The sequence below is a fragment of the Actinomadura sp. NTSP31 genome (assembly GCF_041951385.1).
GTDB lineage: Bacteria > Actinomycetota > Actinomycetes > Streptosporangiales > Streptosporangiaceae > Spirillospora > Spirillospora napierensis.
On sequence record NZ_JBGNUT010000032.1, the window covers coordinates 114,371 to 126,375 of the forward strand.

The 12,005-nt window shown below is 73.8% G+C and carries 11 protein-coding genes; 4 read left to right on the plus strand and 7 right to left on the minus strand.

Going from position 1 to position 12,005, the window contains the following annotated elements; all coding sequences use genetic code 11:
- Nucleotides 1-20: 20 nt before the first annotated feature.
- Nucleotides 21-911: a LysR family transcriptional regulator gene (locus tag ACA514_RS38940; RefSeq protein WP_375046311.1), complete on the minus strand. Its 891-nt coding sequence runs from the start codon at nucleotides 909-911 to the stop codon at nucleotides 21-23.
- Between the two features lie 269 nt (nucleotides 912-1,180).
- Here ACA514_RS38940 and ACA514_RS38945 point away from each other — a divergent pair, with 269 nt between their 5' ends.
- Entirely contained in the window at nucleotides 1,181-2,488 is a 1,308-nt protein-coding gene (locus ACA514_RS38945) for a sensor histidine kinase (RefSeq protein WP_375046312.1), read from the plus strand.
- Nucleotides 2,489-2,574: 86 nt separating this feature from the next.
- Here ACA514_RS38945 and ACA514_RS38950 read toward each other — a convergent pair whose 3' ends face one another.
- Entirely contained in the window at nucleotides 2,575-3,870 is a 1,296-nt protein-coding gene (locus ACA514_RS38950) for a cyclic nucleotide-binding domain-containing protein (protein ID WP_375046313.1), read from the minus strand.
- Nucleotides 3,871-4,616: 746 nt separating this feature from the next.
- On the opposite strand from ACA514_RS38950, the gene ACA514_RS38955 reads away from it, so the two are divergent.
- Entirely contained in the window at nucleotides 4,617-5,489 is an 873-nt protein-coding gene (locus ACA514_RS38955) for a helix-turn-helix domain-containing protein (protein ID WP_375046314.1), read from the plus strand.
- Between the two features lie 265 nt (nucleotides 5,490-5,754).
- A complete protein-coding gene (locus ACA514_RS38960) occupies nucleotides 5,755-5,967 on the plus strand; it encodes a DUF397 domain-containing protein (RefSeq protein WP_375046315.1) in 213 nt (70 codons plus the stop codon).
- A 185-nt stretch (nucleotides 5,968-6,152) separates the two neighbouring features.
- Here ACA514_RS38960 and ACA514_RS38965 read toward each other — a convergent pair whose 3' ends face one another.
- The 4 genes from ACA514_RS38965 to ACA514_RS38980 all read right to left on the minus strand — a co-directional run bounded on the left by ACA514_RS38965 (nucleotide 6,153) and on the right by ACA514_RS38980 (nucleotide 9,217).
- Complete coding sequence (locus ACA514_RS38965) at nucleotides 6,153-6,848, minus strand: maleylpyruvate isomerase family mycothiol-dependent enzyme (RefSeq protein WP_375046316.1); 696 nt, start codon at nucleotides 6,846-6,848, stop codon at nucleotides 6,153-6,155.
- Nucleotides 6,849-6,859: 11 nt separating this feature from the next.
- A complete protein-coding gene (locus ACA514_RS38970) occupies nucleotides 6,860-7,525 on the minus strand; it encodes an SDR family oxidoreductase (RefSeq protein WP_375046317.1) in 666 nt (221 codons plus the stop codon).
- Nucleotides 7,526-7,611: 86 nt separating this feature from the next.
- Nucleotides 7,612-8,229, minus strand: coding sequence for an alpha-ketoglutarate-dependent dioxygenase AlkB (locus tag ACA514_RS38975; protein ID WP_375046318.1), 618 nt, complete (start codon nucleotides 8,227-8,229; stop codon nucleotides 7,612-7,614).
- Nucleotides 8,230-8,278: 49 nt separating this feature from the next.
- Nucleotides 8,279-9,217, minus strand: a complete 939-nt coding sequence (locus tag ACA514_RS38980; protein WP_375046319.1) for a hypothetical protein — start codon at nucleotides 9,215-9,217, stop codon at nucleotides 8,279-8,281.
- Between the two features lie 87 nt (nucleotides 9,218-9,304).
- Here ACA514_RS38980 and ACA514_RS38985 point away from each other — a divergent pair, with 87 nt between their 5' ends.
- Entirely contained in the window at nucleotides 9,305-10,180 is an 876-nt protein-coding gene (locus ACA514_RS38985) for an MFS transporter (RefSeq protein WP_375046320.1), read from the plus strand.
- A 24-nt stretch (nucleotides 10,181-10,204) separates the two neighbouring features.
- Here ACA514_RS38985 and ACA514_RS38990 read toward each other — a convergent pair whose 3' ends face one another.
- Nucleotides 10,205-11,845, minus strand: coding sequence for a DEAD/DEAH box helicase (locus ACA514_RS38990; protein ID WP_375046321.1), 1,641 nt, complete (start codon nucleotides 11,843-11,845; stop codon nucleotides 10,205-10,207).
- Nucleotides 11,846-12,005: the final 160 nt, after the last annotated feature.

Sequence of the window (12,005 nt, forward strand, 5' to 3'; positions counted from 1 at the left end):
CCCCCAGCAAAAGGCGCCCGCTAGCCGAGTGAGGGCAGGGCCGCACGCGCCCGGGCGATCAGCGCCCGCGCCGCCGGGCCGCGCGGCCCCTCCGCCCGCCACGCCAGCGCGATCCGGCCGCGCAGCCGGGGCCGGACGATCGGCATCGACGCCAGCTCGTCGGCCCGGATCGCGGTGGCGGACTCGGGAAGGACCGCCACGCCCAGCCCGTGCGCGGCGAGCTGGGCGAGGACGGGCGGCTCGCCGGCCTCGAACGCGATCCGCGGGCGCAGGCCGGCGGCCGCGCACGCCTCGTCCAGGACGGCCCGCAGCCCGGTGCCCTTCGGCAGGCTGACCAGGCGCTGCTCGGCGAGCGTGCGCAGCGGGACCGACGCGCGCCCGGCCAGCGGGTGGTCGCGGGACACGGCGGCGTACAGGTCCTGCTCGATGACGGACTGGACCGCGATCCCGGGCGGCGGCTCGGTGCCGAGGCTGAGGAACGCCAGGTCGGTGCTTCCGGAGAGCAGCCCGTCGGCCAGCGCCGCCGACTCGTCCTGCAGGACGGTGATCTCCACGTCCGGGTGGTCGCGGTGGAACCCGGCGAGCAGGCCGGGCAGGTCCAGGGACGCGATCCAGTCGACGGTGCCGATCGTGACGTGGCCGCGCAGCAGGCCGGTCAGCTCGTCCACCGACAGCTTCGCGCCCTCCACGGCGGCGAGCGCGGCCCGCGCGTAGGGCAGCACGGCGGCGCCGACCTCGGTCAGCCGGACGGTCCGCCCGGACCGGTCGAGCAGCGGCTGCCCGAACTCGCGTTCGAGCTGGCGGATCTGCGCGCTGACGCCGGGCTGGGCCACGTGCAGCCGCGCGGCGGCCTTGGTGAAGCCGGCCTCCTCGGTGACCGCCACGAAGTACTCCAGCTGGCGCAGCTCCATAACCGGGGATGCTAACAGCGGGAGCGGCCAGCTCTCCGGGTTCTGAACAACTCGGGACGCGGACCGGCGGCGTGCGGCGCGGAAAGCCGCACGGGGATCGGGGGAACTCGCGTCGCCGCAGGTCAGCGACGGGTCATCGGCAACCATTTCTTTGGCCTCTCTTGGGCGCCGGGCGCCCGTCGCGAGGACTGAACCCGGCCCTCCGGGTGATTACCTCACCTGCGGGAGGTCGGGTGTACGGACGGCGCACATGGTCCATACGGGTGCGGATGACCGTGATTGCCGGGGCGGTCGCCGCCCTGGTGGGCGCCGTTCTGATCACCATGATCATGGTCGGGGTGCGCGGCCGCGCCTCCGACTACGAGCGCAACAAGGCCCTGTCGACGGCGCTGCGGGTCGCCGAGGAGTTCCGGACCCGCACGGTGCGCGGCGACGTCGACGCGCCGCACGGCATCGCCGTCCAGGTGCTCGACGCGCGGAACACGGTGATCGCCGGGACCCCGGACGTGGTGCACGGGCCGCCGATGGCCACGTTCCGCCCGGGCGTCGCGACCGGCTTCAAGGACGCGCAGGTGCTGTGCCCGCCGGGCGGCATGCGCGGCTGCCGGTGGGTGATCGAGTTCTCGGTGCACCGGCCGGGCGGGGACTGGGAGGTCTACGCCGCCGCGGCGAACGTCCCCTGGTACGTCAACGGCGGCCTGCTGACGTTCCTGGTCAGCACGGCGCTGCTGCTGGTCCTGCTGGTGTCCCTGCGGACGTGGCGGACCATCGACCGGACCCTCGCCCCGGTGGACGGGATCCGCCGCGAGCTGACCGAGATCACCGCCAGCAAGTCCGGCCGCCGGGTCACCGTGCCGGGCAACCGGGACGAGATCCGGTGGCTCGCCGAGGCCGTCAACGCGACCCTCGACCGGCTGGACGCCGCGCTCGCCAAGCAGCGCAGCTTCACCTCCGACGCCTCGCACGACCTGCGCAGCCCGATCGCCGCCGCGCGGACCCAGCTGGAGGAGGCGCTGCTGTACGCCGACGACGTCGACTGGCCGGGCACCGCGCGGACCGTCCTGCAGACCCTCGACCGGCTGCAGGCCATCGTCACCGACCTGCTGCAGCTGGCCCGGCTGGACGCGGGCGCCTGGCAGGACACCGAGCCGGTCGACCTCGCCGCCATGGTCACCATCGAGCTGGCCCGGTCGGACCGCGGCAAGCGGATCGTCCCGCACCTGCAGGACGGCGTCCGGCTGCAGGGCGACCGGCTGCGGCTGGTCCGGCTGTTCACGAACCTGCTGGACAACGCCGAGCGGCACGCCGAGTCGCGGGTCGACGTCACCGTCCGCGCCGAGGACGGCGTCGCGGTGCTGGAGGTGATGGACGACGGCGCGGGCATCGCGCCGGCGGAGCGCGAGGTCGTCTTCCAGCGGTTCGCGCGGCTCAAGGCCGGCAAGGCCCGCGACGCCAACGGCACCGGGCTCGGCCTGCCGATCGCCCGCGAGATCGCCAGGGCGCACGGCGGCACGCTGAAGGTCGAGGACAGCGACCGCGGCGCCCGGTTCGTGCTGCGCATCCCGCAGGAGCCGTGACCACCCCGGAGCCGCGTCCGGCCCGGAGCCGTGACCAGCCCGAGCCGTGTCCAGCCCCGAGCCGTCGCCCGGCCCGGGCGCCGTGATCAGCCCGGGCGGCGGCCGTCCACCATCCGGGTCCAGCCCTTCAGCCGCGACTCCTTCACCCGGCAGGTGAACGGCGCGTAGTCGGCGGGGTCGTGGTCCGGCGCGTGCGCGAGCACCGACTCGTACACGAACGCGGACGCGACGAAGCCGAGGTCGGCACGGGTCTCGGCGAGCCGGCGCCGCAGCGGGCCGGCGTCCAGCAGCCGCGCGGTGTGGATCACCGGCGAGCCGGACACGCCCTGCGGGTCGGAGGTCACCGGGCCGACGTGCAGCGCCATCCGCAGCTGGATGCGGACGGCCTCCTGCGCGGTCCGGTTGTGGCGGCGCAGCGACGCGGCGAGCCGCGCGACGACCGGCTGCACGGCGGCGGCGGGGGTCTCGGGCGGGACGACGATCAGGGCGCCGTCGCCGCGGTCCTCGCGGTGGCAGGCGTCCCACGGCAGGTCCGACTCCGCGAACGCCTCCCACAGCAGCTCGTACATGATCCGGCGCATCTCCAGCCGGTCCGTGTCGTTGCGGTACGGCGCGCTGAAGGAGGCGATGTCGGTGAACATGATGGAGCACATGTGGCCCATCCACGGCCGGGTGGCGGGCGGCTCCTTCAGCGCGGTGGCGTACGCGCGCGCGGGGACGCCCATCGGCTGCGTGGGCTCGGTGTAGGGCGGCGCGAGGCGCAGTGCGGTTTGCGGCGCGCGCGTGGCGTAGGGCGACAGGACGCCGTCCTCGTCGTACGGGGTGATCGCGGCGTAGGCGCTCGTCCCGCTGTAGGGGTCGAGGTGCTGGGGGCCGGCGGCGTTCCGCTGCGGCGGCACCAGGTGCTCGGTGAGCCGGTCGTACACCTCCTGCTCCACCAGCGCGACGACGCGGGTGTGCTCGGTCAGGTAGGAGGCGAACTCCCGCGTGCTCATCCGCAGGGCCCGGACGGTGTCGACCGCGACGACGGTCGCCGACCGGCGCCGCAGCAGCAGCGCGGCGCGCTCGCCGATGATGTCGCCGCGACCGCGGAACGCGACGATCCGCTCGCCGCCCTCCCGGTCGACGCAGATCCGCACCGCGCCGGAGCGGATCACCAGGAGGTCGTCGGCGGGATCGCCCTCCCGCCACAGCACCTCCCCGAGAGGGAACTCGACCTCGTGCGCGGCGGCGAGGAACGCCGCCTGCTCCAGCGGGACGAGCGAGGCCCAGAAGCCGCGCCGCCCGGTGCGGAAATTCGGCGAATGCCGATGAATGGGGGGAACTTGCTCGTGAATGGGGTGGACGTCAAAGGTCGGGGGATGATTCTGCTGTCGTGACATGTCGGATGACCCCATGCCTTGAATCGCGTCTCCGGGCACGTCACGCCATTGCGGTCAGGCCCGCCGCGGGGTGCCGGCGGGGAGACGATGCGGTGCCGAAGTCGCGTCACCTATAGCCCATGCCGCGTGATCGCGGTTAGACTGGGTGAGTCCGCGGAGTGCGTTTTGCCAGGTCAATACGGGTGGCCCCGCATCGCGTGCAGGGTTCCCGCAGGTCCGGCGCGACGCGCCCGGCGGTCTCGCGGAGTCGTCCCCCGCCTTCCGGCCGATCGTCTTGGCTCGCGACCGGTGATCGGCGGAGAGCGGGGGCGACTCTATTCAATTTTCTGGAATTACCGAAAAGCGACGTACCGGTTTCTGCCTCCCCGTCGTGCTCCCCTCGGCGGCGCCGCCCGGGCCGCCGGCCGTACGTTTTCTGCTCGCTCCCCGTCCGCCGGGCGGCCGCGGCACCCCCGCCGCGTACTCACCCTGCGTGAGGATCGTCTCCGTATCGAGGTGGCAGGCCGCCCGCTGGCGGGGCGGATGCTGTTACTTTGCCACCTAGCACATTACAACATAGTCTACCGACATACGGCACGCCGAAACCTGCTGATCGTTCGAGATTCCGTGTTATCGCGGGACTCCGGCCTTGACCGCACCGATCACCGAAGAGTCAGGTGTCGGCTTGTTGGCATGCGTCCTGACAGCTCGCTCAGTGCCAGGTAGCATACGGTTAGGTGGCGAAAACTACGTAGAGTGAGCTTCATATGACAAGTGACCAGGGGCCCATCGTCCAGAGCGCACTGCTGCGCACCGAGCTCGTCCGCCTCCGCAAGGAGAAGGGCCTGACCCAGGAGCAGGTGGTGCGGCAGCTGGAGTGGTCCCCGTCCAAGCTCATCCGGGTCGAGGGCGGCAAGAACGCCATCACCAGGACCGACCTGCAGGCGCTGCTGAACGTCTACGACGTGACCTCGGAGGGCCGCCAGGAACGGCTGCAGGCGCTGGCGCGCGGCGCCCGCGAGTCGGCCTGGTGGAACGCCTACCGGGGCGACTTCGACCCCAACTTCCTCAACTACGTCGGGTACGCCGCCGGCGCCGCCTACATCCGGCACTTCCACGGCTCGGTGATCCCCGGGCTCCTGCAGACCCGCGAGTACGCCGAGGTCCTCTCGACCGCCAAGGTGTCGCCGCAGGCGCGGGCGATGGGCGTGAAGCTGCGCATGCAGCGCAAGGAGGAGCTGGCCAAGCGCGAGAACCCGCCGCGCCAGCTCTACATCATCGACGAGGCGGTCATCCGCCGCCATGTGGGGATCAAGGTCGATCCCGGGATCATGCCCGCGCAGCTGCGCGGCATCGCCGACCAGGCCGAGACCGACGACCTGCTCACCATCCGGATCATCCCGTTCAGCGCGGGGGCGCACCTCGGCCTGGAGGGCCCGTTCACGCTCCTGGAGTTCGACGGCGACCTCGACGACGTGCTCTTCCTGGAGGGCCGGTCGGGCTCCAGCGCGATGATCACCGGTGAGGACGACCGGATCACCGAGTACCGCGACACCTTCGAGCTGCTGCTGGACGACGCGCTCCCGGCCGAGGAGTCCATCGCGATGCTCCGCCGCACCGCCGAAGAGCTGATGGCCTGATCGGCCCATTCCCCGGGGAGCGAAACGACCGCGACGGGAGGTGACGCCGTTCCGGCCCTTCTCCAAGCCGAGTGGCCTTCATAGCACGCAGAGTGATCTTGTGTTCCCTTGTAGGCGGGATAACTGGAACCGTTTACACTCGTGATCGGGAAAATTTCCACAAGGTCGTGGTTCGTCGTGCCCTGCTTGGCTCTCGCCGGCGGGCGCCCCCCGGCCTGCTCGGCCGACGAGGTGGCACCGCCGGCACCGGATGGAGGGTTGCTGGATGGTCGATCGGTCGAAGCGGGAGGAGGCCCTGAGCTGGCGCAAGGGCAGCAGGAGCCAGTCCGCGAGTGACTGCGTGGAGGTCGCGGCGGACGGCCCGGCCGTGCTGGTCCGCGATTCCCGCGCCCCCGCCGCCGGAACGCTCACGCTCGATTCCGCAGAGTGGCGCACCCTGCTGCGCGCCGTCCGGAACGGCGAACTGGACGGCCGCTGAGTCACGCGACTCATTCTCCCCGGTTTTCGCGATAATTGTCGTCCGCCACAATCGGCGGCCCCCTTTTACGGCGGATTCCGACAACGCGGTAACGCGCCGCCGCCGGGCCGGCGCCCGCGGTCGCCGCCGGGCCGCCGGGGCGTTCTCCGGCCGCTCCGGCCGCGCTCCCGCCATCGGCGGATGCGTCAGTAGAGGAACGGCAGCGTGACGCCCTCGGCGCCGGTCAGGTCGCGGCCGTCCGCGCGGCCCATCAGCCACGCGAGCAGGGACGACGCCGGCCCGGACACCTGAATCTCACCGTCGCCGTGGGCGGCGCCGGTGTCGGTGGCGCGTACGCGCAGGCGCGGGGCATCGTCGTCGCGGCGGGCGTAGGCCGCGACGATGTTCGGCAGCATCCGCGCGACGTAGTCCGCGGGCCAGTCGGCGGCCGTGAACCCGGCGTCGAGGTCGACGTGGTGGGTGAGCACCTCGGTGAGCCGCGAGTCGGCGGCCCGCGCGGCGGGGCGGCGGGCGCCCGACGTCCATTCGACGACCCGCTCCCACGCGTCGTCCGGCATCGCCTCGTACGCCTCGGCCCACCGCTCCGCGCTGGCGCGGACGTCTTCGATGAGGACGGCGGCCGGGCGTCCGGCGCCGTCCTCGATCACGGCGGCGCGGGCTTCCATGCTCGGGTACTCGCGTGCCTCGACGCCGGTGCGCGCCCAGGTCAGCAGGCGGGTGCCGCCGTCGGCGTTGCGGGCGACATGGGTGAGGACGTGGCCGCGCGTCCAGCCGGGCAGCAGCGACGGCGCGCGCATGTCCGCGTCGCCCAGCCGGCCGGCGGACGCGAGCAGGTCGCGGGTCGCCGCGGTGATCGCGGCGAGCGGTTCCACGCGGGTCATGTCCGGGGCTCTCACCAGGGGAGCGGGCGGCCGTCACGGAAGAAGCCGCCGGTCGGGCCGTCGTCGGGCAGCGTCGCGGCCCACACGACGCTCGCCGCGCCGTCGGCGACGGGCCGCCCTCCGGGGCCGCCCATGTCGGTCGCGACCCAGCCGGGGCAGACCGCGTTCACCAGCACCCCGTCCGCCCGCAGCTCGGCCGCGAACATCCTGGTCAGCGCGTTGAGCGCGACCTTGGACGCGGTGTAGGCGGGGGTGCCGGAGGTCATGCCCGCCAGCGAGGCGACCTCGCTGGAGACGTTGACGATCCGGCCGTGCGGGCTGCGCCGCAGCACCGGCAACAGCGCCTGCGTCAGCCGCCACGGCCCGTAGAGGTTGGTCTCCGCGGCCTCCCGGACCACGTCCAGGTCCGCGTTCGACGCCCGCTGCCAGGTGTCGTAGGTGATCGCGGCGTTGTTGACCAGCACGTCGAGCCGCCCGATGTCGGCCGCGACGCGTTCGATGTCGGCGGCGGACGTCACGTCCAGCCGGACCGGCGTCGCGCCGGTCTCCTTCGCGGCGCGCTCGGCGGCGGCGGGGTCGCGGGCCCCGAGCAGCACCTCGTGCCCGCGCGCCGCGAGCTGCCGGCACACCTCCAGCCCGATGCCCCGGTTCGCCCCGGTGACCAGCGAGATCGTCATCGTCCATCGCCTCCCCGAACGGATACCCGAAATGATCACGTGTCGGAGCGGCCCGCGTCCACCGGCGGGGGCGGCGGGGCGGCGTCTCAGCGGACGCCGCGCGGGCGGAACTGGACGCTGATCCGCGGGCCCACCGCGCGGGCGCTCTTCGGGATGGCGTGCTCCCACGTCCGCTGGCAGCTGCCGCCCATCACGATCAGGTCGCCGTGCCCCAGCTCCCGCTTGATCGTCGGGCCGCCGCCGCGCGGACGCAGCAGCAGCGGGCGCGGCGCGCCGACCGACAGGATCGCGACCATCGTGTCCTCGCGGGCACCGCGCCCGATCCGGTCGCCGTGCCAGGCGACGCTGTCGCGGCCGTCCCGGTAGAGGCAGAGCCCGGCCGTCCGGAACGGCTCGCCCAGCTCCTCCGCGTAATGCTCGTCCAGCGCGGCCTTGGCCTCGTCCAGCACGGGGTCGGGCAGCGCGGCGCCCTCGTCGTAGAACGACAGGAGGCGCGGCACGTCCACGACCCGGTCGTACATCCGGCGCCTCTCCGCATGCCACGGGACGGACGTGTTGAGCCGCTCGAACAGCGCGTCCGCGCCCGGGATCCAGCCGGGCAGCACGTCGATCCAGGCGCCGTGGGCCAGCCGCGTCCGCCGCGCCTCGCTCAGCGGGCGGGGGCCGGCCTCGTCGGCGCGGTCCAGCAGCGAGCCTTGGAACATGCCCTCACTGTACCCACCGGGTCAAACACATGTTCGATCAGGCCGGGTGTCAGTTGTGGTAGGTGGTGTTGCAGAAGTTCATGAACCCGTGCGGCGCCTTCTTGTCCACCGACTTGCCGTCCACGAGGATCTCGCAGCCGATCACTCCCGTCGGCGCGGCGCCGGCACCGCTGACCGTCAGCGCCGCCGTCGGCCGGTCGCCGGTGTCCGGCATCGGGAACTCCTTGTGCCACGGCAGCTTCACGTTCCTCAGCGTCACCGTCTTGGTGCTCACCGGATCGTTGTAGGTGACCTGGCTGGAGACCTTGCCGGACCCCCACACCACGTACTTGACCTGGTGGACGGTCCCCGTATCGGCCTTACCGACGTCCGGCAGCCGCTGCAGCACCAGGCCCGCGAGGCCCGCGAGCATGCCCTTCGGATCCTTGTCCGGATGCTGGGGGACCTCCGGCAGGATGATCCCGACGGTCAGCGCGCCGCGCCTCGCCTCCACCTCGTACTCGCCCACGTCGGCGCCCAGCGTCGAGTAGTCGAACCAGCTCTCGTCCGCCCCCTGCACCACATTGGACGCCAGGACCGACTGCTTGCCCTTGAGGCGGTCCTGGTGATCGGCCAGCCCCTGCCGGAAGGCGATCTTCGCGCCCTGCGCGGTCCTCTGCAGGGCCAGCGTCAGCTGGTCGCCCAGGATGTACATGCAGTTGATCGCGTTCGAGCCGTCCTGCGCCGGCCCGCCGCTCTCCAGCGGCATGCGCTCGTGGCCGTACCCGGCGTAGTCGCCGTCCGTCAGCAGGCCGCACATCTTCGCCGTCAGCCGCCCGTTCTCCGGCTGCGGCCAGCCCCCGGCGGGCGCGGCCGCCCCCGCCGCCGGCTTCGCGGCCACCTGCCCGGGTCCCGAGGCCTTGCCGTCGCCGTCCCCGCCGCATCCCGACAGGGCGAGCGCCAGCGCGCCGCCCGTCGCGACCGTCCTGATCGCACACCCGCGTCTCACGCTCGCAGACCCTAGGGACGCCCGATTACACCCGGATTACGCGTCCTCGCGTGCGGGAACGTCCGACGTGCCGCATAGCCTGCGCGGGTGTCAGGAGGACTGCCGCGCCCGGTCAGGGCGCTGATCGGCGTGCGCGTGATCAACCAGCTCGGCGCGTACGTCATGGCGTTCCTGGCCGTGCTCGCCGGCCCGGACCTCGCCTCGGCGGCACTGGCCGTCTTCGGCGTCGCGGCGCTCGCGTCCCGGTGGCTCGGCGGCGTCCTCCTCGACCGGCTGGCGCCCCGCACGCTCATCGCGCTCGGCCTCGCGGGCGCGGGCGCCGCCCTGCTCGTTCTCGCCGCCGCGCACGGGCCGCCGCAGACGCTGGGCGCGGTGGCGCTGGTCGGCCTCGCCTTCGAGATCTACGAGCCCGCCACCCAGGAGGCGCTCGCCCGCGCCGCCCCGGCCGGCCGGCAGAGCGACGTCTACGGCGTCCTCGGCACCTCGCTCGTCGCGGCGGGAGCCGTCGGCGGGCTGCTCGCCGCCGTCCTGCTGCCGCTCGGCGCCCGCTGGCTCGCGGTCGTGGACGCGGCGACCTGCCTCGCCGCCGCCGCGCTGGCGCTGGCGTTCCTGCCGCACGAGCCCGTCCGGCGGCGTGTGCGGGACGCCGACAGCGCGCTCCAGGGCCGCTGGCAGGCCCTGATCGCGGAGATCGCCCCGGAGGCCGAACGGCCCCGCTGGTTCGCGTTCTTCGGCTCGTCATGGGGAGTGGCGCAGCCCGCTGTCCCCGGCCTCGCCGCCCTGGCCGGCGGTGCGATGCCGGTCGCGGCGGGCGCGTTCCTGCTCGTCCCGCTCCTCCTCCGGCGGCCTCGCCACCGCGCGTCCGACACCGCCGCGTCCGACGCCGCCGCGTCCGACGCCGCCGCGGCGCGAGGCCGTGCGGCAATCAGGGAACGCGAGCGGAGTCAGGGCGAGCTGGCGTGAACGGGCCGGCCCGGCGCGGAGGCGTCAGGTGTTCAGGGTGGACGCGCGTCGGCGCGGCTTGCGCTGGGAACCGCTGACCTGCCCGTCCCCGCGCTGCGAGCCGCGCGCGGCCGAGCCGCCGCCACGGCCGCCCGTCCGCGAGCCTGCCGCGTTGCGGGCGGTGTCCCGCCCCGCGTTGCGGCCGCTCTCCTGCGCCGGCTTGCGGGTTGCCCCGCCGTCGCGTGTTGCGTTACGGCCGGTCCCGGTGTCGCGCGAAGCATTGCGGGTCGGCGCGGTGTTCCGCGTCGCGTTGCGGCCGGGGGCCGCGTTGCGGGCGGGAGCGGCCTCGCGCGCCGGGGCCGGGTTCTGCGCGGCGGCCCGGCTCGGCTCGCGCGCGCCGGTAATGCGGGCCAGCTCGCCGTCACCGGGACGCACCTGCGTGACGCGCGGCTTGATGCCCGCCTTGGCCATCAGGTCGTCCATCTCGCGGCGCTGCTCGGGCAGGACGAGCGTGACCACGGTCCCGGCGCGCCCGGCGCGGGCGGTGCGCCCGCCGCGGTGCAGGTAGTCCTTGTGGTCGGCGGGCGGGTCGACGTTGACGACCAGGTCGAGGTCGTCGATGTGGATGCCGCGGGCGGCGACGTTGGTGGCGACCAGCACGGTGACGTCCTCGGTGCGGAAGCCCTCCAGCGCGCGGTTGCGCTGCGACTGGGACTTGCCGCCGTGCAGCGCGGCCGCGCGGATGCCGCGGGCCACCAGCTTGCGGACGAGCCGGTCCGCGCCGTGCTTCTTGCCGACGAACATGATCACGCGCCCGGCGCGGGCGGCGATATGAGCGGTCGTGTCCTGCTTGTCGTCGTCGGCGACGTGCAGCAGGTGGTGCTCCATGGCGGTCACCGCACCGGCCGCCGGGTCGACCGAGTGGCTGACCGGGTCATCGAGGAACATGCGGACGAGCCGGTCGACGTTGCGGTCGAGCGTCGCGGAGAACAGCATCCGCTGCCCGCCGGACGGCGTCTGCTCGAGGAGCCGGGTGACCTGCGGGAGGAAGCCCATGTCGGTCATCTGGTCGGCCTCGTCCAGCACGGTGATCCGCACGTCGCCGAGGCGGCAGTCGCCGCGCTCGATGAGGTCGGCGAGGCGCCCGGGCGTGGCGATCAGGACGTCCGTGCCGCGCTTCAGCGCGTTCGCCTGGCGGGACAGCGACATGCCGCCGACCACGGTCGCCGTCCGCAGGCCGACGGCGTCCGCGTACGGCAGCAGCGCGTCGGTGACCTGCTGGGCGAGTTCCCGGGTGGGAACCAGGACCAGGGCGAGAGGGGCGCGGGGCTCGGCGCGGCGGCCGGCGGTGCGGGTGAGCAGCGCCAGGCCGAAGGCGAGGGTCTTGCCGGAGCCGGTGCGGCCGCGGCCGAGGACGTCCCGGCCGGCGATGGCGTTCGGCAGCGTCGCGGCCTGGATCGGGAACGGGTCCGTCACCCCCTGGGCGGCCAGCGCGGTCAGGATGCGCGGCGGCAGCGGCAGCTCGTCGAACGAGGCGATCGGGGGCAGTGCGGGAGTGCGGGTCTCCGGTACCGAGAACTCGGCGTCCGGGCGCGGAGCCTGGACGGCGCTCGCCGGGCGGCGACGGCCGCCCCGGCGGTTTCCGCGCGAGCCGCCACGGGCGGCCGGACGGTCGGTATAGGACAAGGTGAAGCCTTCCTCGGAAGCGGTGCGTTCCGAGGACGTGCTCCGCTACAGCGCCCGACGTCGGGGCCGGGCGAAGAGCTCACAAGAACGAACCGATGCGCGCGGCCGTTGCTCGCGCCGCGCGCTCTCGACAGTGGGGGATCGTGCGGCGGGCCGGCCT

Coding starts and splice junctions, on each gene's coding strand:
- ACA514_RS38940 (WP_375046311.1), bottom strand. CDS start 911: ATGGAGCTGCGCCAGCTGGAGTACTTCGTGGCGGTCACCGAGGAGGCC.
- ACA514_RS38945 (WP_375046312.1), top strand. CDS start 1,181: ATGACCGTGATTGCCGGGGCGGTCGCCGCCCTGGTGGGCGCCGTTCTG.
- ACA514_RS38950 (WP_375046313.1), bottom strand. CDS start 3,870: ATGTCACGACAGCAGAATCATCCCCCGACCTTTGACGTCCACCCCATT.
- ACA514_RS38955 (WP_375046314.1), top strand. CDS start 4,617: ATGACAAGTGACCAGGGGCCCATCGTCCAGAGCGCACTGCTGCGCACC.
- ACA514_RS38960 (WP_375046315.1), top strand. CDS start 5,755: ATGGTCGATCGGTCGAAGCGGGAGGAGGCCCTGAGCTGGCGCAAGGGC.
- ACA514_RS38965 (WP_375046316.1), bottom strand. CDS start 6,848: ATGACCCGCGTGGAACCGCTCGCCGCGATCACCGCGGCGACCCGCGAC.
- ACA514_RS38970 (WP_375046317.1), bottom strand. CDS start 7,525: ATGACGATCTCGCTGGTCACCGGGGCGAACCGGGGCATCGGGCTGGAG.
- ACA514_RS38975 (WP_375046318.1), bottom strand. CDS start 8,229: ATGTTCCAAGGCTCGCTGCTGGACCGCGCCGACGAGGCCGGCCCCCGC.